General features: G+C 47.6%; 20 protein-coding genes, 2 tRNA genes and 1 pseudogene. 14 read left to right on the top strand and 9 right to left on the bottom strand.

Features of this window, described 5'->3' with window-relative positions:
- The 6 genes and pseudogenes from AAG834_RS11680 to AAG834_RS11655 all read left to right on the top strand — a co-directional run.
- Positions 1-119, top strand: a pseudogene (locus AAG834_RS11680) (IS630 family transposase); the annotation flags it as partial.
- 77 nt (positions 120-196) lie between these two features.
- On the top strand, positions 197-1,069 hold the full coding sequence (locus AAG834_RS11675; protein WP_003756659.1) for a metallophosphoesterase family protein: 873 nt from the start codon (positions 197-199) through the stop codon (positions 1,067-1,069).
- Positions 1,070-1,500: 431 nt separating this feature from the next.
- Positions 1,501-1,570, top strand: a tRNA-Glu gene (locus AAG834_RS11670).
- 5 nt (positions 1,571-1,575) lie between these two features.
- Positions 1,576-1,651: transfer RNA gene (locus AAG834_RS11665), tRNA-Met, on the top strand.
- 44 nt (positions 1,652-1,695) lie between these two features.
- Positions 1,696-1,881: a hypothetical protein gene (locus tag AAG834_RS11660; protein ID WP_040668056.1), complete on the top strand. Its 186-nt coding sequence runs from the start codon at positions 1,696-1,698 to the stop codon at positions 1,879-1,881.
- A 238-nt stretch (positions 1,882-2,119) separates the two neighbouring features.
- On the top strand, positions 2,120-4,105 hold the full coding sequence (locus tag AAG834_RS11655; RefSeq protein WP_003756666.1) for a slipin family protein: 1,986 nt from the start codon (positions 2,120-2,122) through the stop codon (positions 4,103-4,105).
- A gap of 347 nt (positions 4,106-4,452) precedes the next feature.
- On the opposite strand, the gene AAG834_RS11650 is transcribed toward AAG834_RS11655, so the two are convergent.
- From AAG834_RS11650 to AAG834_RS11640, 3 genes are read right to left on the bottom strand one after another with little or no spacing between them, the layout of a single operon-like run.
- Positions 4,453-4,926: a hypothetical protein gene (locus tag AAG834_RS11650; protein WP_003756669.1), complete on the bottom strand. Its 474-nt coding sequence runs from the start codon at positions 4,924-4,926 to the stop codon at positions 4,453-4,455.
- Positions 4,927-4,982: 56 nt separating this feature from the next.
- Complete coding sequence (locus tag AAG834_RS11645) at positions 4,983-5,228, bottom strand: hypothetical protein (protein WP_040668059.1); 246 nt, start codon at positions 5,226-5,228, stop codon at positions 4,983-4,985.
- 22 nt (positions 5,229-5,250) lie between these two features.
- Positions 5,251-5,982, bottom strand: a complete 732-nt coding sequence (locus AAG834_RS11640) for a hypothetical protein (RefSeq protein ID WP_040668061.1) — start codon at positions 5,980-5,982, stop codon at positions 5,251-5,253.
- A gap of 509 nt (positions 5,983-6,491) precedes the next feature.
- Here AAG834_RS11640 and AAG834_RS11635 point away from each other — a divergent pair.
- The 3 genes from AAG834_RS11635 to AAG834_RS11625 all read left to right on the top strand — a co-directional run bounded on the left by AAG834_RS11635 (position 6,492) and on the right by AAG834_RS11625 (position 9,150).
- On the top strand, positions 6,492-6,815 hold the full coding sequence (locus AAG834_RS11635) for a hypothetical protein (RefSeq protein ID WP_003756678.1): 324 nt from the start codon (positions 6,492-6,494) through the stop codon (positions 6,813-6,815).
- A 206-nt stretch (positions 6,816-7,021) separates the two neighbouring features.
- Complete coding sequence (gene tmk, locus AAG834_RS11630) at positions 7,022-7,648, top strand: dTMP kinase (protein WP_342032220.1); 627 nt, start codon at positions 7,022-7,024, stop codon at positions 7,646-7,648.
- Positions 7,649-7,869: 221 nt separating this feature from the next.
- Positions 7,870-9,150, top strand: a complete 1,281-nt coding sequence (locus tag AAG834_RS11625; protein ID WP_003756682.1) for a malic enzyme-like NAD(P)-binding protein — start codon at positions 7,870-7,872, stop codon at positions 9,148-9,150.
- Positions 9,151-9,235: 85 nt separating this feature from the next.
- Here AAG834_RS11625 and aroA read toward each other — a convergent pair whose 3' ends face one another.
- The 5 genes from aroA to AAG834_RS11600 all read right to left on the bottom strand — a co-directional run bounded on the left by aroA (position 9,236) and on the right by AAG834_RS11600 (position 14,790).
- Positions 9,236-10,534: a 3-phosphoshikimate 1-carboxyvinyltransferase gene (gene aroA, locus AAG834_RS11620; protein WP_040668065.1), complete on the bottom strand. Its 1,299-nt coding sequence runs from the start codon at positions 10,532-10,534 to the stop codon at positions 9,236-9,238.
- A gap of 412 nt (positions 10,535-10,946) precedes the next feature.
- Complete coding sequence (locus AAG834_RS11615; protein WP_342032219.1) at positions 10,947-11,273, bottom strand: low molecular weight protein tyrosine phosphatase family protein; 327 nt, start codon at positions 11,271-11,273, stop codon at positions 10,947-10,949.
- A gap of 71 nt (positions 11,274-11,344) precedes the next feature.
- A complete protein-coding gene (locus AAG834_RS11610) occupies positions 11,345-11,560 on the bottom strand; it encodes a hypothetical protein (protein ID WP_040668071.1) in 216 nt (71 codons plus the stop codon).
- A gap of 168 nt (positions 11,561-11,728) precedes the next feature.
- Positions 11,729-13,042, bottom strand: a complete 1,314-nt coding sequence (locus AAG834_RS11605) for a replication-associated recombination protein A (RefSeq protein WP_342032218.1) — start codon at positions 13,040-13,042, stop codon at positions 11,729-11,731.
- A gap of 227 nt (positions 13,043-13,269) precedes the next feature.
- Positions 13,270-14,790 carry a hypothetical protein gene (locus tag AAG834_RS11600; protein ID WP_342032217.1) on the bottom strand — a complete coding sequence of 507 codons (1,521 nt, stop codon included), beginning with the start codon at positions 14,788-14,790 and terminating at the stop codon, positions 13,270-13,272.
- Between the two features lie 143 nt (positions 14,791-14,933).
- On the opposite strand from AAG834_RS11600, the gene AAG834_RS11595 reads away from it, so the two are divergent.
- From AAG834_RS11595 to AAG834_RS11575, 5 genes are all read left to right on the top strand, one after another.
- Positions 14,934-15,311, top strand: coding sequence for a hypothetical protein (locus tag AAG834_RS11595; RefSeq protein WP_083294161.1), 378 nt, complete (start codon positions 14,934-14,936; stop codon positions 15,309-15,311).
- Positions 15,312-15,454: 143 nt separating this feature from the next.
- Positions 15,455-16,867, top strand: coding sequence for a threonine synthase (thrC, locus tag AAG834_RS11590; RefSeq protein ID WP_342032216.1), 1,413 nt, complete (start codon positions 15,455-15,457; stop codon positions 16,865-16,867).
- Between the two features lie 210 nt (positions 16,868-17,077).
- A complete protein-coding gene (locus AAG834_RS11585; protein WP_342032215.1) occupies positions 17,078-17,854 on the top strand; it encodes a ferredoxin--NADP reductase in 777 nt (258 codons plus the stop codon).
- 147 nt (positions 17,855-18,001) lie between these two features.
- The gene (locus tag AAG834_RS11580; RefSeq protein ID WP_342032214.1) at positions 18,002-18,493 is read left to right on the top strand and encodes a DUF1841 family protein; all 492 of its coding nucleotides are present in this window, start codon (positions 18,002-18,004) and stop codon (positions 18,491-18,493) included.
- Between the two features lie 352 nt (positions 18,494-18,845).
- Entirely contained in the window at positions 18,846-19,214 is a 369-nt protein-coding gene (locus tag AAG834_RS11575; protein WP_342032213.1) for a hypothetical protein, read from the top strand.
- Between the two features lie 190 nt (positions 19,215-19,404).
- On the opposite strand, the gene AAG834_RS11570 is transcribed toward AAG834_RS11575, so the two are convergent.
- A complete protein-coding gene (locus tag AAG834_RS11570; RefSeq protein ID WP_003756715.1) occupies positions 19,405-19,842 on the bottom strand; it encodes a hypothetical protein in 438 nt (145 codons plus the stop codon).
- Positions 19,843-20,082 lie beyond the last annotated feature (240 nt).

The following is a 20,082-nucleotide window of genomic DNA, read 5'->3' as shown; positions in this document are numbered from 1 at the left end:
CACCTGAGCTCAACCCGATTGAGAAGGTGTGGGCGAATATTAAGCGGTATCTGCGAACCGTATTGTCTGATTACGCCCGATTTGACGATGCGTTACTGTCCTATTTTGATTTTAATTGACTATAAAATGTGTCTTATATTTAAGGTGTCGGTATGTCCGCCTCCTCATTTCCATTCATTTGATTGAAATTTCTCCCATGCTCCGTTTCGCTCTATTCGCCGATATACATGGCAAATTCTTACTTCCTTTTAAGCTGGTACATCACTACCAGCAAATTACAGGCAAAAGCATAGATTTGATTCTCCAATGTGGTGATATGGGTGCTTTCCCCAGTAAAGATTGTATGGATAAAGCCACCTTGCGTCATGCTGCAAAAGATCGCAATGAATTGGGATTTATGGACGATTTTGTGCAACCGAATCCTCAAATCGCCCGATTTCTCGATAAACTTAATATCGATATGCTTTGCGTACGTGGCAATCATGAAGATCATGGTTTTTTAGACGAATTAGAACGGCAAAGCGAGCAGGCTGCTTTTACCATTGATGCTTATGAGCGCGTTTGGGTACTCAAAACGGGGGATTCGTTTGTGTTTCAAAAAGGAGGAGAATCGCTGGAAATAATCGGCATCGGCCGTATTGGCGATAGAAAACAACGACCTCATGGCGAATTTATCCAAGAATATGAACGTCAGAATCTGCGCCGTTTGGTTAAAGATTGCCTGAAAAGCAAACATGACCCCGATGTGCTGATTACGCATGATAAGTTTGGTGACAGCCAGCGCGGTTATGGCTCTGTTGAAATTGCAGAAGTGATGGATAAGCTTGCTTTTGCCTACCATTTTTACGGACATACTGGAGAAGCATATCAGCAAAATTTGGCAGACAACGGCATTACACAGTCGGTAAAAATTAAAGAATTGGAATTTGACGGAGAGGGTAAGTTGTCGGAGGGGTGTATGTTGATTTTGGAAGTAGAGCAGCAGAAGGGTGACAAGCATTTTACGCTTTCACCTGTACCATTAAACGAGATTATCCATTTTATGCGGGATACTTGGCGATATTACTGATGTAAAAGGGGCGGATAAGGAAATCCGTCCTTTTATTTTGGTTGATTGTTTTAGATAGTTCGAACCCTTAATGATATTTGATTTGGAACCGCTGTAAGAAATGGTAACGGCAAAGGTAGTAGAGGCATTATCGGCTAATGGGCTGCTTAATAGTGCTCGGAATGAATGGCAAACAACTTACTAAATCAATATTTGTTTTCAGGCTGTCTTTTTAATACAATCTGTCCATGCTTTTCAAAGCGATTAGCAGCGGCTCTGCGTGTTTAGCGGCAGGCAGAACTGTGCGGGCGGCGTGCCGATTCCGCATCCTGCGCTACGAAAGTGGCGGAAAGCAGAAAACCAAAAGCAAAAGCGTGTTTCGTCTAGTGGATAAGACGGCGGGCAACGGGTCCGCAAACGTGGGTTCGAATCCCATAGCACAAAGCTGATGGAAGTGTTTAGCTCACTCGGTAGAGCATCAGAATTTCATTCTGACGGTAGCGGGTTCGATTCCCGCAACACAAGCATTTGAATTAGCTCATTGGGTAGAGCAAAGGACTCATAATCCTTGTGTAACAGGTTCGATTCCTGTATTCAAAACCAAGCCTGTCGGGGCTTTATCCGACACTATCCTGTCACGATAGAAAATGGTTTGTAAAACCGACATTTATTGGTCTCAAAAACCAAAAACGCAGTACCGCAACCTGCTGCTGCCGCTTTCTGCGCGGCGCGGTGTCGGACGGCGTTTCAGGCAGCCTGCACCATTGGGGTCGTCTGAAACCTATCCGCCGCCACACCGCAAGGACAACGGGCAAGGCTTGCGGCCCGGCTGACGCAAAGGCGGGCATGTTACCGGCGCACGGCAAAACGGTTTAGGCAAGATGTGAAACTTAAGCCCTGCGCTGCTTTCATGCTCCCCGATACACACACGGGCGCGCCGCCTCTGGCTGTTGCACAAGCGGCAGCGGCAGGTTGCCCCTATTTCTTCGGGTTGCCGTTTTCAGGCGGCCTGAAACGGGATTTGGGGCAACGGAAATGCCCAAGTCCAATCCATTTTAAAAAGGAAACGTCATGTTCAAAAATTTCGTCGTCAAACCCACCGAACACCTTATCGTTCTGCTGGATGGCAGCCTGCACACCGTTCTCAATGCGGGGAAACACACTATTTGGCATTGGGGCAAGGAAATTGAAACACACAAACAGGACGCGACCGTGCTGCATGTGCAGTGGAACGGCATCGGCAGTTTGTTGAAAATCGCTTCGGAACGCAAAAAGGCAGAAAAATTCCTGCAAATTGTCCATAACCCTGCCGGACACAATACACTGGTATGGCACGATGAAATGCCCGTATTCACCATAACCGACAATACGGACTATTGGGCGTTTTTCCGTCCTGAAAAAGGCGAATTGAACACGCTCACGCTGGCGCACAACGAATACTGGCTGCCTGAAAACGTGCAGGAAACGCTGCTGTTGCGCAACCAAGTGCCGTCAAACTGCGAGAAATTTGTTGTGGAGCAACACGAACGCCTGCTTATCCGCATCAACGGGCGTTTGCAGCGCGTGCTGGGCGAAGGGCGGTATCTGCTGCAAAGCAAGGCGAGAGCGAAAAATAACGAAATTGAAATCGAACGGCAACACACCGCCAACGCAATGTATCATCAATGGGAAGACGCGCAGAAATGGGCGAAAGAGCAGCCTGAAAATCCGCAATGGCTGGTGCTGGAAAGCCCTGTGGGGCAAAACACGTTGGCGTGGCATCAGGATTTTGGCGCAAAGGTCGTGGCAAGCGGCGAACACGCAGCGTTTTGGTTGCCGGAAAATGGCGAAATCGAAACGCACACGCAGCCGAAAACCGAATACTGGCTGCCCGAAAATGTGCAGGCTGCTTTGCTGGCACACATCACGTTGGACAAACCCCTGCAAAAATATACCGTTAAAGCCAACGAATGCCTGCTGATTACCGAGCGCAACCGCCTGATGCGCGTGCTGGGCGAAGGCGATTATGTGCTGCTGTTGGGCGAGGAACATAAAGCCCTGTTTGCCGATACAGGCATACCCGTGTATGAAAATACGGCGCAACTGGCGCAATGGGCGGCGCAAAATCCCGAACTCGCAGCGGCGCATTGGCAGCGCGTGGAAGCCGGCGAAAACGAATTGCTGCTGTGGTCGCAAAACGGCAAGCTGCAAAACCTGATCCGCCCCAAAGAAACAGCGTGGTTCTGGCGCGAAGCGGCTCAGCCGTATGAAATCCAACGTATTGATTTATCCCAAGGTTTAGCAATCGATGCGGATACAGTGAAGCAGTTGCAGAACATCAATTTCGGCGGCCATCCTGTGTTTAAAAATGCAGTGCACACGGTAAACGTACCCGAACACCATCAGGGATTGGTCTATATCGACAACGTGCAGCAACCGCCTCTGACGCAGGGGCGTTACCACTATTGGCTGGTAAACCAGACGGTCGGCAGCCAAGTGGCGGATTTGCGTTTGCAGACTTGCGAAGTATCGGGACAGGAGCTGCTGACTGAAGATAAGGTTACCGTACGCGCCAATGTGGTGTGCAACTACCGGATTACGGACGCGCCCAAATGGTTTGCCCAGCATCAATCGCCCGAAGAATATCTCTACCGCGAATTGCAGTTCGCCATCCGCGCGCTCATCGGCAGTAAAAGTATGGACACACTGTTGGCGGACAAACAGGGCTTGGATACGGAGCTGACCGCGCTCATCCGCGCCAAAGTGCCGCTGGGCGCGGAAATCGACAGTGCAGGTGTGAAAGACATTATCCTACCGGGCGAAATCCGCAGCATCTTAACGCGCGTAGTGGAAGCCGAAAAATCCGCCCAAGCCAACAACATCCGCCGCCGCGAGGAAACCGCCGCCACACGCTCGCTGCTGAACACCGCGCGCGTGATGGAGGAAAACCCGACTGCCCTGCGGCTGAAAGAATTGGAAACATTGGAAAAAGTTACCGAGAAAATCGACAAGATTTCCGTGTACGGCGGATTGGACGGCGTGTTGAAGGGCTTGATTAATATTCAGCAGCCGAAATAGGATTTTTGGCCGCCTGAACACGCCGCACGGCAGAAAAGCAGCCTGTACTTGGAAATTTGGAAGTGCAGGCTGCTTTTTTGGATAAAGTGTATGAGGTCTTTGCAATAATATAAGTTACTAAATTTTTATGCTCAATATCATTTCCAAAATGAAAAACCTTTCTGATTTTTCCTACTTTTTACTCAATATCAGAAAGGTTTTAGTTAATTGAAAATTTTTTGGCGTACTCTTAGGTGCCAAATTTCGTTAATAGACCATTTTTGCAAAGGTCTCTGTAAGTGGCTTTCTCAAATATGAGCTTTTCTGACATTGCAGTAATAGATTGCGAAGTAGGATTTATTGAACATTCAATACAAAATATGTTTCTTTAAATAGCCTGATTCAATCAGTGGGAAAACATCAGACAGCGGGGAAATCAATTTAACATCTGCGTGATGAATCATTACGTGTTCATTTTGGTTTAATTCATTCTTATATCTTCTGTACAAATTTTTATCATTATCGAAAAACCAAACTAAAGCATATATCTTCCCATGAATATTTTTTGATTCATGATATAACTTTCTAAATTTATCTCTATTTCCTTCTTTATTCAATCTTTCAAAGCTATTGCTTTGCGTGGATTTCGACCCTTCTTCTCCAATTAATTTACTTTCCAATGCTTTGGCATGGGCTAATCTTGAAACATCACTATCATTTTTACCTGAACGAAAATTCATATTTCCTCCGGCTATTGCCGTAGTTAAGAAAAATAAACCTAACAGAGCTATGAGCATTTTCTGCCATTTCGTTTTGTCGGTTTTAAAAATGAGGATTCCCATAATAATGCTCCTTTCTGAGAGGTCGTCTGAAAAATCATTTTCAGACGACCTGAACTTTATTGCGGCAAGACAAGATTGTCTAACGTCAGATCCGCATCGCGCAAGCTTTGTATGTATTGCTCAAACACGGTTTGATAATCGTCCGACTGTATCACAGCGGAAAACATCGGTTGCTGAGGATGCTCGCCCTCGGGCAGTTCGATTAGCACGGCTTTGCCTTCCAAGTCGGCACATGTCGTCTGAAAACGGGGAAGGACAGAGGAAGGTTGTGGCGTGGCAGTAAGGTGGAGTTCGTAATACATGGTTTCGGACGACCTTAATGTTCTAGGTTGTTTCGTTTATTTGTTTCGGTAGGCCGGATTGCAGGAAATCGGACATTTCGCGATAAAACGTCATAACGGTTTTCATGTTTTGCCGTTCCGGTTCGCTTGTTTGAGGTCGAATGTTTATTTCATCTATCAATTCGCGCAACGGGCGGCGTTTGGTGGGATTGGCTTCGTCCAATATAAAATACAGAATTCCCCCGTCTTGTATCAACCTGCGGCGGGCATCCATTATATGACTGTTAAAAAATAGATTTTGAATCAGATTGGTGCGTTGTTCATCATTTTGTGGAGGTTTAGCGGTCTCAGGAAGCAACACGGTTTTGTTGCATATGCAGGACTGAGACTGATTGAGCGCAAAAACGGGCAGGTAAAACATCATTAACATTGCCTTCAGAATGTCGCAGAAATGCTCTTCAGCCTCGTCATCGCCCTGCTGCAGACAAGCGGGAAGTTGGCAGGTTTGAAGGGTAAAGTCACATTCGCTGCGGCCTGTAGGCAAACCCAGTCCCAGATCCAAATAAAAATGACCGTCCAGTTCGATAAAATGCCATGGTGCGCGGTTGGCGCGTACGCGCGGCAGATGCAGATAGGGATTGCGGCAAATCCTTAGGTACAGGCGGATCAGATGGGCAATATTACCGCAATAAGCAGGGTTGAGTTGACGTACGCGGTTAATGCGGACGATCTTTTCTTTTGGACGGAGGAAGCAGGGCGGTTGTTTGGTTTTCATTAGAATGGTTGGGTGGTTTTTGTCGTAGCCAGGTGTGTTTAAATTAGTTTGGCGTAGGGGGGGCGGTACGCACGCGGTTTATTCTGTTAAGATGACCTCAATACTTTCTTTGAGGGTATATGAAATATTTGCTTTTTAACAACACCTTATTACTGGTCAACATGGAGGTTGCCTGAAACACAACTTTCAGACAACCTTTATTGTAATGTGTTCAGCCGTCGTAACACCTACGACGCATTAGACAACCTGATCTACCGCAGCTACCCGACGGCGAAAACCAATATGGCCTAGAAAACCAGCTCGTCCGCACCGAAATCAAAAAGCCCGCCGGGCCATACCAAGATTTAGACATACACCTAAGAGGTTACTAGCAAGACTATTTCAAAAAGTAGTCAGCAGCAAAAGAAGAAAGAATTAGAGGTGTCAGTGGAGTATATGTTAGAGACAGCAAAAGCTTGGTTTATGTTGAAGGAATATTCGAAATTATTAGATTACCTTAGGAGATTATCATGGATGTGACATTATTTAATTTTCAGACATTTTGGGAGGCAAACGCTGATGAAGACTATCGTGAAGATATTATCAGAATGTCTATTGCACTTATGACATTTCTTAAAAAGAATAGTTTACTTATTGATATTGAACCCTTTAATGAGGATGGCTCTATCAAAGAAGATTTGATCATTCGAAAATCCAATGTAACTGATGAAGGATTCCAATTATTTGTTAAACCAGTAAATAATTGGTGGAATGCTTTGGATAGGGGAACTCCTCCTGAGAAAGTTACTATTTTGGAGAATGGCTTGAAAAAAATTCGGGCTGCGAAAAAGTAATTTTATAGTTCAGACGATCTCAATACTTTCTTTGAGGTCGTCTGAACTATTTGTTCTTTAACAATATTACTAGCAGTTAACATAGAGGTCGTCTGAAAACCGAATCCAAAGTCGTCTGAAAATCTACTTCGAACCCCATCAAGCATTTATAATCCTGCTTTTCAGACGACCTTTTGAACATCCGTTCTCTCAATAAAATTGACCTTATGAAACCCAAATTCATCACTCTGGACGGCATAGACGGCGCGGGCAAATCGACCAATCTTGCCGTTATCCGCCGATGGTTCGAATCCCACGACCTTCCCGTATTGTTCACCCGCGAGCCGGGCGGTACGCCTGTCGGCGAGGCTTTGCGCGAAATTTTGTTGAACCCTGAAACCAAGGCGGGATTGCGCGCGGAGACGTTGATGATGTTTGCCGCGCGGCAGCAGCATCTGGAAGACGTTATCCTGCCTGCGCTGGCAGACGGCATTCATGTCGTTTCCGACCGTTTTACCGATGCGACTTTCGCGTATCAGGGTGGCGGGAGCGGCGTACCCCTGCAAGATATTGAAATGTTGGAAAATTGGGTGCAGGGCGGGTTTGGTCCTGATTTGACGTTGCTGCTGGACGTGCCGCTGGAAGTGTCGATGGCGCGTATCGGGCAGACGCGCGAGAAAGACCGTTTCGAGCAGGAGCAGGCGGATTTTTTCACCCGCGTGCGTGCTGTTTATCTCGAACGCGCCGCCGCGCATCCCGAACGCTACGCGCTTATCGACGGCAACCGGAGTTTGGAAGAGGTGAGGGCGGATATCGAACATGCGTTGGCGCGCAGTTTCGGTATGGATGTTTAAAACCGAATGAAGGTCGTCTGAAAGGATACGTTTTTGCTTTGAGGTTGTTTGTTTCAGATGAAAATAGCGGTATGCGCCGCATTGGGAACATGGTAAAATTACACGCTATTACAAAATAGGTTTATTTGTTAATAAATAAGCCGCTTTGTAATGCCAAACGTCCCGAAACCAACGTTTCAGACGACCTCGTCTCAACATCTCTCTCGCAACAGGATCGAAAAATGGAAAACTCATTAAAAGAAGCCGCACTGAAATTTCACGAATTCCCCGTGCCGGGTAAAGTCTCCGTTACCCCCACCAAATCGCTGGCCACGTCCAAAGACTTGGCTTTGGCGTACTCGCCGGGCGTTGCGGCTCCTTGTATGGAAATCCATGCCGATCCGCAAAATGCGTACAAATATACCGCCAAAGGCAACTTGGTTGCCGTGATTTCCAACGGTACCGCCGTTTTGGGCTTGGGCAACATCGGCGCGTTGGCGGGCAAACCTGTGATGGAAGGCAAAGGCGTATTGTTTAAAAAATTCGCCGGTGTGGACGTATTCGACATCGAAATCGATGAAAAAGACCCGCAAAAACTGGTGGACATCATCGCCGCGTTGGAACCGACTTTCGGCGGCATCAACCTCGAAGACATTAAAGCGCCTGAATGCTTCTACATCGAACGCGAATTGCGCAAACGCTGCAAAATCCCCGTATTCCACGACGACCAACACGGTACCGCCATCATTACCGCCGCCGCCGTATTGAATGCCCTGCGCTATACCGGCCGCAAAATCGAGGAAGCGACCTTGGTTTGCTCCGGCGCGGGTGCGGCTGCGATTGCCTGCTTGAACCAACTGCTCGATTTGGGTTTGAAACGCGAAAACGTTACCGTTTGCGACTCCAAAGGCGTGATTTACAAAACCCGCGAAGACAAAGACCGTATGGACGAGTCCAAACAGTTCTACGCCATTGAAGACAACGGTCAACGCGTGCTTGCCGATGCCGTCAAAGGCAAAGACATCTTCTTGGGCCTCTCCGGCGCGAACCTGCTGACGCCTGAAATGCTGAACACCATGAACGCCAAGCCTATCGTGTTCGCCATGGCAAACCCGAACCCGGAAATCCTGCCGCCGCTGGCAAAAGAAACCCGTCCTGACGTGGTCATCGGTACCGGCCGTTCCGACTTCCCGAATCAAGTGAACAACGTATTGTGCTTCCCGTTCATCTTCCGCGGCGCGTTGGACGTCGGCGCGACGACCATCAACGAAGAAATGAAACGCGCCTGCGTCTATGCCTTGGCGGATTTGGCGAAAGAAGAAGTAACTGAAGAAGTGGTTGCCGCTTACGGTAAAAAATTCGAATTCGGCGCGGAATACCTGATTCCGACCCCGTTCGACTCACGCCTGCTGCCGCGCGTTGCTTCGGCTGCCGCCAAAGCTGCGATGGAAAGCGGCGTGGCAACCCGTCCGATTGCAGACTTGGAAGCCTACGCTGCCAAACTGAGCGAATGGAAACTGTAATCCGGTTTTAATTTGAATGTGGTGTAGAAAAGGTCGTCTGAAAATTTTCAGACGACCTTTTTGTTTGGGTAAATGTCTTCCTACTTTAAACCGCGTCGGTCAGCGATGAGAACACTTCAAAATAAGTCGGGAAGGTTTTATGGGTGCATTTCGGGTCGTTGATGACGACGGGTACGCCCAACAGGGAAACCAGCGAGAAACACATCGCCATGCGGTGGTCGTCGTAAGTGTCGATGACGGCGTCGGGCGTCAGTGTTTCAGGCGGGGTGATGTGAATCGCTTCGGCTTCTTCGACGACTTTCGCACCAAGTTTGCGCAACTCGTTTGCCATCGCGGCGATGCGGTCGGTTTCCTTGACGCGCCATGACCCGATGTTGCGCAGCGTACAGGTTTGTCCTGTGGCAAGCGCGACGATGGCGAGGGTCATGGCGGCATCGGGGATATGGTTCGCATCCAAATCAAAGGCTTGGACGGCACGTTCTTTCGGACGCGAGACTTCGACGAAGTTTTCGCCCCAAACCACATCCGCACCGATTTTTTCCAGCTCGCGGGCAAAGGCGACATCGCCCTGTATGCTGTTTGCGCCAATGCCGGTAACGCGGACGGGCGTAGCGGCAATCAAGCCGGCAGCGAGGAAATAGGACGCGCTGGAGGCATCGCCTTCGACGTGCAGGTGTTCGGGCGCGTGGTAGCGGGTATCTGCGGGGATTTTGAAGACGCGGTAGTCTTCATTGGCAACCTGTACGCCGAATTGCGCCATCAGTTTCAAAGTGATGTCGATGTAAGGCTTGGAAATCAACTCGCCGACCATACGGATTTCAAATGCCTGCCCGGTCAGCGGTAACGCCATCAAGAGGGCGGTCAGAAACTGGCTGGACACATTGCCTTTAATCGGAATCACACGCTCGCCGCGGTCTTGGCGCTCGCCGATATGAAGCGGTGGATAGTGTTCGTTGCCGAGATATTCGACATCGGCGCCGGCAATCCGCAGCGCATCGACCAAATCGCCGATAGGGCGTTCGTGCATACGCGCAACGCCGTGCAGATGATAATCGCCGCCCAAAACGGCAAGTGCGGCAGTCAGCGGACGGAACGCCGTTCCCGCGTTGCCTAAAAACAAATCGGCAGTGCGGTTTGGAAATTGTCCGCCTGTGCCGTGAACTTTCAGACGACCTTCGGCAAGATATTCGATTTCAACGCCGAGTTTATCGAGCGCTTCTAACATACGGTCGGTATCGTCGGATTTGAGCAGGGAATGGATTTCGCAAGTGTTGTCGGACAAGGCGGCAAGCAGCAGGGTGCGGTTGCTGATGCTTTTGGAACCGGGCAGGGCGACGGTGGCGGGTTTGAGCGAGGCGGCGGGGAGGCGGATGGATTCGGTCATGATGGTCGTTTGGGAAGCGGAAACAGAAAACGGCATTATACGGCAGGGAGGGGTCGTCTGAAAAACATGGCTGCTGCAATTCGATAACCGCAGAGTTTGTTTTTGAATGGTTTCGGTATCTTAAAACGTTCAAACAAGGCAAGGTAACATCAGAATGGTTTGTCGGTGCGCGCAATCTTGCCAACCGCACCACACGTCCGCAAAACGCCATGCTGAAATACATCGCCCCGCAGCCGGGCCGCTCCGTCCGCGTAGGCGTCAGAATGAATTTCTAAGTTTGGAATAAAATAAACCGGATTCCTTTGATGGGAATCCGGTTTTTCTTTTCGATGATTGGATTTTCAGACGACCTTTGGGGTCGTCTGAAACCTTATTTATGCCCTTTACCTTCTTTTATTCAGAGCCTTATATGCTAGCTGTCAGACAAATACGGCTCGACGCTTTCCTTCAATATCTCGATCAATTCTTCGTCCATATAGCGGTAATCGTCAGGAATGTCCAAAACAATGATTTCCTTATGCTGCAAAGCGCGGGGAAACTGCGCCGACAGGCGGTTTTTATGCTTTTGTTCCATCACAAAAATCTTATCCGACCATGCGATGTCGTTGATGGAAACGGTGTGCCGTGCGTTAGGGCTTGTGCCTGCGGAACGGGTCTGTACGTTCGGATAGCGTCGGAATACCGCTTCAGCAGTGGGGCTGCGCCATTGGTTGCGGCTGCAAATAAAAAGTGCGTCCATAGAAATTAAAAAAGGCGGAGAAATATCCGCCTTGTGAAAATCATCTCGATTGAGTCGAAATGTGTTTTAAGTTAATCAAACCATTCGGCTTCAAATTCATGCTGCCTGAAGGGGTAAACAAAGCCCAGTTTTTGCGCGCGTTTGACTTTATTCCTGCGGAAATACATCAAATCCCACTTTTTCTCGAGCTTACCCTCAGAAGGGTTTTTGCCGTGTACGCGATGGCTGGGTCGTTTTGCTTGATGCCGCCGCCATGCACGGCTGCGACTGTGGTCTAAATTGTCCATTATCTGCTTTCTAACTTCGTTTCGGAAATCGGGTTCAGCAGCCGCGATTTTTTCTGTGTTCGATTATTCAGCAAGAAAAAGGAAAATCGGATTGTAGCCAAATTAGCTTGACGATACAAGCATTTGACCGTCGTTGTGGAACAGGTCGTCTGAAATGTGAGACACCATTTACTTCTGCTTATCCAACGCTTCCTCATCCAGAGATTTCAACCATTCCAGCTTTTCGCCGATTTTGATTTCCAGCCCGCGCGGGACGGGTTGGTAGAAATCCGGTTCGTCCAAGCCGTCGGGCATATAGCTTTCGCCGGCGGCGTAGGCGTTCGGTTCGTCGTGGGCGTAGCGGTATTCGCGTCCGTAGCCCAATTCCTTCATCAACTTGGTCGGGGCGTTGCGCAGGTGGATGGGTACTTCGTCGCTGGCGTTTTCTTTGACGAAACGGCGCATTTGGTTGTATGCCTTGTAACCCGCGTTGGATTTCGCGGCGGCGGCAAGGTACAGCACGGCTTGTGCCAACGCGAGTTCGCCTTCGGGCGAGCCTAAGCGTTCGAAGGTGGCGGCGGCATCGTTGGCGATTTGGAAGGCGCGTGGGTCGGCAAGCCCGATGTCCTCCCACGCCATGCGCACGATGCGGCGGGCGAGGTAGCGCGGGTCGGTACCGCCGTCGAGCATACGGCAGAACCAATACAGCGCGGCGTTCGGATGCGAGCCGCGCACGGATTTGTGCAGGGCGGAGATTTGGTTGTAGAAACTCTCGCCGCCTTTATCGAAACGGCGGATTTGCGCCCCGAGACTGTCGGCGAGAAATTCGGCGGTCAGGGTTTTCAGACGACGTGTGTCGGCGGCGCGTAAAAGTTGTTCCAACAGATTCAACAATCTGCGCGCATCGCCGTCGGCGGTATTGACAAGCAGCTCCTGCGCATCGGCTTCAATCGTGAAATCTCGGTATTCGGGCAAGGCCAATACTTTGGCAATCAGTTTCTTGAGGTCGTCTGAAGACAAGGATTGCAAAACATACACCTGCGCGCGGCTCAACAGCGCGGGATTGACTTCAAACGACGGGTTTTCCGTCGTCGCACCGATAAAGGTCAGCAAACCGCTTTCGACATGGGGCAAAAATGCGTCCTGTTGCGCCTTGTTGAAGCGGTGGACTTCATCGACAAACAAAATCGTCGCGCGTCCCTGTTGCAAGGCGATTTCAGCCTTGTCGATTGCCTCGCGTATGTCCTTTACGCCGGAAAACACAGCGGAAACAGGCAGAAACTGGGCGTTGAAACTCTGCGCCAAAATCCGCGCCAACGTCGTCTTGCCCACGCCCGGCGGCCCCCACAGCAACATAGAATGCGGCTTCCCGCCATCCACTGCCACGCGCAGCGGCTTGCCTTCGCCGATTAAATGCTGCTGCCCGATAACATCATCAAGCGTATGCGGGCGCAGGCGTTCGGCAAGCGGCGCATCGGGTTGGCGGGTGAAAAGGTCGGACATGGCGGTTTCCGTGAAAGAGGGTTTTCAGACGACGTGGATTATAGCAGGTCGTCTGAAAACGGACGGATGGCAAAGGGAACAATAAAGACAGGATATATCACAGCCGTCATTCCCGCGCAGGCGGGAATCCGTTTGTGAATTTCAGTTGATTGATTTTTATGGCTTTGCTTATCCATCAAAGATGGATTCCCGCCTGCGCGGGAATGACGGCATGGGTTTGCCATAACTTACTGGCAGATTTTTTTGTCTGTGTATCCTATATCAGGATGACCATCCTTGTTTCTTGGCGAATCATGATTACAGCTGCCGTAATGAATCTGGATTGACATATTTTTTGCATTGGATTGTATCGGCAGGACAGGTTGGATATTGAAATTATTCAAGCCGGCATTGGATTGGGCATTAAGGTCATTTTTGAATTTAACGTCAGTTTTAATATCAATTGTAGGATCGTCATGACCGGTATTGTCAGGATTACTGTCGTCAATGCCATCGGTGTTGGTGCTAAGATAATTTTCTGGCATGATTTGCAGGGCTTTTCCGCTGATGATGATACATTCTTCAGCTATTTTGTCAGCTGCTTCTCGTTCTTTAGTGCCCTTATCTTTAGTGAAGTCAGCTTCAGTGTTATCAGTAGTCGCTGGGCAGAAAAACTTAGTATCGCCCAAATTCCACGCCATATAGCCGTATAGAGCGTTGTTGCGTTGTTCAGGAATCGAAGAACATTCAATGTTTTTTTCTGCTTTTTCTTTTTCTGAAAGAATAGAACATTTGAAATTTTGTTTTAATTTGATCAAGTCATTTTTATCAATACCATTGGTTTCCTGAGAACCGTTGTTTTGTTGGAAGTTATTGTGCAATAAATACCATGAAGAATTTCCAGAAGATTCAGCGAAACGCACGAAATGATTAGATGCAAAAGATAAAGCGGAATTGCTATTTGGTATAAGTATAATTGGAATAAGCAATATTGCAGTAAAGATAGTTGCAGTTAAAATATTTTTTTCTATTCTTTGTTTTAATGTTAGTGAACCTAAAAGGACAAAAATAAAGTTAAATAAGGAAACGAAAGCTATTAATACTATTATTATCAATATATCGTCTGTAAAAAGAGATATGATGTAGATTCCAAGAGAGAAGAATGATAAAAATAGAAAGAAAAGCATTAGAATGTGAACGTTTTTATAAGGTATTGTTTTATATTCTTTGATATATCCGTATAAAAATGTAAGAATAAATTGTGTTATGAAACATAATAATATAAATCCAAAAACAATAGTAGCAGCTATCAAAGCATATGGATTAGTTACTACATCAGGAAAAATGCTTAATTGACCTATGTTTTTAAGATAATTGTATATAAAAGATCCACCAATAAATGTTCCAAATATTGCCGAAATACCAAATATTTTGCTGATGATTTCCAAATAATCAGAGAGTTTTCTTTGCTCTTTTGGTTGCTCAACCGTTTCAGCTTGTTTTATTTCTTCCTGTTTTGCAGCATCATCGTTTTTTGCGGCATTTTCATACGTTTTCTTTGAGTTTCTATTTTCGCTTGCGCATATCCATTCCTTAATCTTTTTAAAAAATTTACATAAGCGTGTAGATTCATTTCTTTTCTGTGCATTGTCTTTTGATTCAGGCTGCTTATTTTTAGCGGTATGCTCTGAATGCTCTTGACTGCCTTTTTCAGCCGTTTTTTCTTGATTCTCTTTAGGGTTTTGCGTGTTTTCGTTTGAGTTATCCATTGATCAATCCTCTATTTTCCCAAAAAAGACGGATTATACCCCGACTTTCCCCAATCCCCCATCTCACACTGCTTACGGTATAATACGCGTTTGTTTAAAGACTTTGCGGGGCGTTTCAGACGACCTTGCGGCAAGGGATGGCTATGAATATGAAAAAGATGGTTGCCGTTGCTTCTGTGGCGGCGTTGTTGGGCGGCTGCGCTTATGATTCGGATTCGTCGTTCGGCGGTTTGGGCGGCGGTACGGGTATCGGCGGCAGCGTGGTGAAAATGGCGGTCGATCATCAGTGCCGTTCGGAATTGAACAAGCGCAATGAGTGGCGTTTGATCGCGCTGACGATGAGCGCGGACAAACAGCGCGAGTGGGAAGACAAAATCTGCGGCTGCGCGAGCGAGGAAGCGCCGAATCAGGTGTCTGCGCAAGAGTTGATGGATGTTTTGAATCCTTCTTCGCGCGATCGGGCGATTGCGTCGGTAACGGTGAAAACCGTCAATGCTTGTTTCAAGCGTTTGTATAGATAATGTTTTTCAGACGACCTCTGTGTATCGGGGTCGTCTGAAAGTTTATAGTGGATTAAGGTCGGGATAGGGCGGCTTGCGGGATGGTTCGCAGGCGGGTTTCTTATTTTGATCGGCAATATTTTTGTTTTTATAGAGAAGAAATCATGAAATATATCAGTACGCGCGGCGAGACGGCGCATAAACCGTTTAGCGAGGTTTTGTTGATGGGGCTTGCGCCCGACGGCGGTTTGATGCTGCCGGAGCGTTATCCGCAGGTCAGCCGCGAGACTTTGGACAAGTGGCGCGGTTTGAGTTATCCGGAGCTGGCGTTTGAGGTGATGAGCCTGTTTGTTACGGATATTCCGGCGGACGATTTACGCGATATTCTGAACCGTACTTATACGGAAGCGGCGTTCGGCACTAAGGAAATCACGCCTGTGCGTACTTTGTCCGACGGCCTCAAAATCCAAGCCCTGTCCAACGGCCCGACGCTGGCGTTTAAGGATATGGCGATGCAGTTTTTGGGCAACGCGTTTGAATATGTGTTGAACCAAAAGGGCAGGGAACTCAATATCTTGGGCGCGACCAGCGGCGATACGGGTTCGGCTGCGGAATATGCTTTGCGCGGTAAAAAGGGCGTGAATGTATTTATGCTGTCGCCCGACGGTAAAATGAGCGCGTTTCAACGTGCGCAGATGTACAGCCTGCAAGACGAGAATATCCATAATATCGCCGTGAAGGGGATGTTTGACGACTGTCAGGATATTGTGAAGGCGGTACAAAACGATGCAGCGTTCAAGGAAAAATACCATATCGGTACGGTCAATTCGATCAACTGGGGACGCATCGTCGCGCAAGTGGTTTATTACTTTGCGGGCTATTTCAAGGCGACGCAAAGCAACGACGAGCAGGTCAGCTTCTGCGTGCCGAGCGGCAACTTCGGCAACGTTTGCGCGGGACACATCGCCAAACAGATGGGCTTGCCTATCCGCCGCCTGATTGTCGCGACCAATGAAAACGATGTGTTGGACGAGTTTTTCAAAACCGGCGCATACCGCCCGCGCAACAGCGAGCATACTTATGTTACCTCCAGCCCGTCTATGGACATTTCCAAAGCATCCAACTTCGAGCGTTTCGTGTTCGACCTGATGGATCGCGATCCTCAGGAAATCAATACGCTGTGGGCGGAAGTCGCGGCGGGCAAGGGCTTTGACTTGCAGTTTACCTTGGAAAAAGTCGGCGGCAAATATGGCTTTACTTCAGGCAAATCTACACACGCCGACCGCCTCGCTACCATCAAACAGGTTTACGAGCAAGATAAAGAACTCATCGACCCGCACACTGCCGACGGCGTAAAAGTCGCCCGCGAAGTGCGCGAAGAAGGGGAGACGGTTGTGTGTTTGGAAACCGCGTTGGCAGCGAAATTCGATGCGACCATACACGAAGCCGTCGGCGATGTCGCCATTCCACGTCCCGCCGCGCTGGAAGGTTTGGAAAAATTGCCGCAGCGCGTCCGAGTCGTGCCAAACAATGCGGCTGCCGTTAAAGAAATCATCCGCGAAACGTTAGATAAGTAAGGCGTTGTCCGAGAGGTCGTCTGAAAAGTTTTCAGACGACCTCTGCTAGACAGCAAGCATTGTGATGATAAATATTTTCGTTTAAAATTGCGCGTTTGCTCTAATTCGGCATTATCTATTCACAGGCGAGAGAGGTCGTCTGAAAACCCTTTTAAAACCATCATCCGCCCGACCCGCGCGATCAGACGGATTTACCGACAGGAAACTCAAATGGCAGCATTCAATACCCAAAAAGTATTGTCCGTACACCACTGGACGGAAGCGTATTTCACCTTTACCTGCACCCGCGACGAATCGTTGCGCTTCGAAAACGGCCAATTCGTCATGGTCGGATTGATGGTGGACGGCAAGCCGCTGATGCGCGCATACAGCGTCGCCTCCGCCAACTGGGAAGAACACCTCGAATTTTTCAGCATTAAAGTCCAAGACGGCCCTCTGACCAGCCGCCTGCAACACCTCAAAGTCGGCGACGACGTGTTGATCAGCAAAAAACCGACCGGAACTTTGGTTGCCGGCGACCTGAATCCCGGCAAACACCTTTACCTGCTGAGCACCGGTACCGGCATCGCCCCTTTCTTGAGCATCACCAAAGACCCCGAAATTTACGAGCAATTTGAAAAAATCATCCTCGTACACGGCGTGCGCTACAAAAAAGATTTGGCGTACTACGACCGCTTCACCAAAGAATTGCCCGAACACGAATACCTCGGCGACTTGGTTAAAGAAAAACTGATTTATTACCCCATCGTTTCCCGCGAAGACTACGAACACCACGGCCGCCTGACCGACCTGATGGTAAGCGGCAAACTGTTTGAAGACATCGGCCTGCCCAAAATCAACCCGCAAGACGACCGCGCCATGCTCTGCGGCAGCCCTGCGATGCTGAAAGACACCTGCAAAGTTTTGGACGATTTCGGTCTGACTGTCTCTCCGAAAACCGGTGTACGCGGCGACTACCTGATTGAGCGCGCGTTTGTGGATCAATAAGGGTTTTAGCAGTAATAGCAATATAGCGAGGCGGAACTTGTTATCAGGTTCTGTCTCGCTATAAATCCATTATTTGCCAAAATTCAAGTTTTGCTCAATCTCTAAAATATTTCCCTCAAACGGTTCAACAGATTTCCCATTCTTATCATGTACGATGTCAACACCCACGATGTCCGCCGATTTTTCGCACACGTTTGGAAACATCGCCTGACCCCGATGCAACTGGATGCTCTTCAGCTTAACGCCCTCCGTATCATCGAATCTCATCCCGAATACGCCCATTATCTTGAAAACATTGAAGATTATTTAGATAAAAACTGGCTGCCGGAAGACGGAGAGAGCAATCCTTTTTTACACATGTCGCTGCATCTTTCCCTTCAAGAGCAGGCAGCCATCGACCAGCCACCGGGCATACGGGCGATTCACCGGCAACTTTGCGCACGTTATAACAACGACTGGGTACGCGCCGAGCATGACATGATGGATGCGCTGGCGGAAACCATTTGGGAAGCGCAACGATACGGACGCGGTTTGGATGTCAATGCCTATATGACCCGGTTGCGTAAATTAGTCGGTTTAGGGCAGGAGGAAAACGCCCGTATCAATCCGCATGAAGTGAATGCTAAATTTGACGAATGAAAAAGTTTTCTATGTGATGGAAGATAATGATTTTGAGGTCGTTGAAACGTTGTTTTCAGACGACCTTACAGTTTTGTAGTTTTTTGATTTAACCTGAAATTTTTTATGTAGATATTGCTTTTTTTAATGAAAAGTACGATAAAAACTTCCCATTTCTAGTTTTCCATCTTCAGACAGTAATAAGAGTATAGAACTTAGTCCAATGGAAAATAGTATGGGTTTCATTATTATGCCTACTCCTTGTAAATATATAATCATATGTTCTGATTCTATTGTATGATAAGTAGCTGGTTGCTACCTAAAAAGTTAAGCAGCAAAGGCAATTAATTATTTTACAAACAAAGGCATACACATGAATTTCGAGATTAAACTAGAAACTAACTTTAGGGACTGGTTGATGGCTGTAAGTCGGGAGGATATCCCGCATGATCTTGCGGCCTGGTCGTTCGAGTTGGCCGAGCCTTACCAAATCACTCTAGTCGGTTCAACCTATTTCGACGAGAACGATAATGATTGGGCATGTCCGGATGACGATAATTTTCATCCTATGGCTGCTGCGCCCGACTTATCTGTGTTGTATGGTCAAAACTGGGAAATTGTATTGGAAACAGTCATTAAAATCGTGCGGAAACTGACAGTTGAATTGCCAGACCTCGCCGTTTTTCGAGTACCTCACATCGCAGCAGGATTTGTTGATGGTGATTTAGTGTTGATTCGTTGATTTCAGACGACCTTCCTTTCTTTTCAGGTCGTCTGAAAAATGAACTGTAGCCATATAAGCCGCACGAAATAAGCCGATATGTCCGAGAAACAGGCGCGATTTTGGGTCGGCGGGTTTGACGATGAAAAAGAATGTACCACCGGCAATGAATTTTCTGCGATCGTATTATGAGGAAGGCGTCCTATGATTACTAAGTTACTTTATTATTAAGCTGTGTTTTAATGAAATCAAAAATTTTCCTGTCAGCAACATGATTCAAATCTAAGAATGATAAATATTGGCAGTTGCCATTCGGACAGGGCAAAAATAAAAATTCATAAGCAATATCTTCTATATCTGTTATTGTTAAATCACTAAATTGAAAATTAGTTGTTACCACATTTAACATATTGTTATTTTTGATTGATTCCAGTTCCAAAAGATTATCAAATTCATCTTCTAAAAGACTAGAATTCTCTCCGATAAGAATTATCCAAAATAAAGGATATTGTTTAATCGATTCAAATAAATTATTGCAATTTATTGTTTTTAGGAAGTTTTGACTGATTAAAGCCACGATAGGCTTATCTTTTTTTATTTTAATCTTTCTGAAATTCGAATCTAGATTTATATTCAGATAATCAATCATTATAGTTACTCCTTTGGAACACCGGAAATAATCCGCATCATCAGGCAGCAGCGTTCAAACGGCATGGATATTGTTTTCACACATCCATATAGGCTGCACTCAATAAGCTTGGTGTAGCAACTGTATTTTTCACCCCGTCGGGCAAAAATACCAAAACTCAAATCAAGCCGTTTGGATACCATTTTCGGCAAAATAATCACGCATCCGGGCATTCAATATCGTCAGCAGTTTGCGCATACA

The sequence above is a fragment of the Neisseria sp. Marseille-Q2251 genome (assembly GCF_940793045.1).
Lineage (GTDB): Bacteria > Pseudomonadota > Gammaproteobacteria > Burkholderiales > Neisseriaceae > Neisseria.
Note: the sequence above shows the minus strand (reverse complement) of the source record. Positions and strands in the feature narration are given on the sequence as shown.

Coding starts and splice junctions, on each gene's coding strand:
- AAG834_RS11595 (WP_083294161.1), top strand. CDS start 14,934: ATGAATATGAAAAAGATGGTTGCCGTTGCTTCTGTGGCGGCGTTGTTG.
- AAG834_RS11585 (WP_342032215.1), top strand. CDS start 17,078: ATGGCAGCATTCAATACCCAAAAAGTATTGTCCGTACACCACTGGACG.
- AAG834_RS11640 (WP_040668061.1), bottom strand. CDS start 5,982: ATGAAAACCAAACAACCGCCCTGCTTCCTCCGTCCAAAAGAAAAGATC.
- AAG834_RS11570 (WP_003756715.1), bottom strand. CDS start 19,842: ATGATTGATTATCTGAATATAAATCTAGATTCGAATTTCAGAAAGATT.
- AAG834_RS11610 (WP_040668071.1), bottom strand. CDS start 11,560: ATGGACAATTTAGACCACAGTCGCAGCCGTGCATGGCGGCGGCATCAA.
- AAG834_RS11625 (WP_003756682.1), top strand. CDS start 7,870: ATGGAAAACTCATTAAAAGAAGCCGCACTGAAATTTCACGAATTCCCC.
- AAG834_RS11655 (WP_003756666.1), top strand. CDS start 2,120: ATGTTCAAAAATTTCGTCGTCAAACCCACCGAACACCTTATCGTTCTG.
- AAG834_RS11675 (WP_003756659.1), top strand. CDS start 197: ATGCTCCGTTTCGCTCTATTCGCCGATATACATGGCAAATTCTTACTT.
- tmk (WP_342032220.1), top strand. CDS start 7,022: ATGAAACCCAAATTCATCACTCTGGACGGCATAGACGGCGCGGGCAAA.
- thrC (WP_342032216.1), top strand. CDS start 15,455: ATGAAATATATCAGTACGCGCGGCGAGACGGCGCATAAACCGTTTAGC.
- AAG834_RS11615 (WP_342032219.1), bottom strand. CDS start 11,273: ATGGACGCACTTTTTATTTGCAGCCGCAACCAATGGCGCAGCCCCACT.
- AAG834_RS11575 (WP_342032213.1), top strand. CDS start 18,846: ATGAATTTCGAGATTAAACTAGAAACTAACTTTAGGGACTGGTTGATG.
- AAG834_RS11660 (WP_040668056.1), top strand. CDS start 1,696: ATGGTTTGTAAAACCGACATTTATTGGTCTCAAAAACCAAAAACGCAG.
- AAG834_RS11580 (WP_342032214.1), top strand. CDS start 18,002: ATGTACGATGTCAACACCCACGATGTCCGCCGATTTTTCGCACACGTT.
- AAG834_RS11650 (WP_003756669.1), bottom strand. CDS start 4,926: ATGGGAATCCTCATTTTTAAAACCGACAAAACGAAATGGCAGAAAATG.
- AAG834_RS11635 (WP_003756678.1), top strand. CDS start 6,492: ATGGATGTGACATTATTTAATTTTCAGACATTTTGGGAGGCAAACGCT.
- AAG834_RS11600 (WP_342032217.1), bottom strand. CDS start 14,790: ATGGATAACTCAAACGAAAACACGCAAAACCCTAAAGAGAATCAAGAA.
- AAG834_RS11605 (WP_342032218.1), bottom strand. CDS start 13,042: ATGTCCGACCTTTTCACCCGCCAACCCGATGCGCCGCTTGCCGAACGC.
- AAG834_RS11645 (WP_040668059.1), bottom strand. CDS start 5,228: ATGTATTACGAACTCCACCTTACTGCCACGCCACAACCTTCCTCTGTC.
- aroA (WP_040668065.1), bottom strand. CDS start 10,534: ATGACCGAATCCATCCGCCTCCCCGCCGCCTCGCTCAAACCCGCCACC.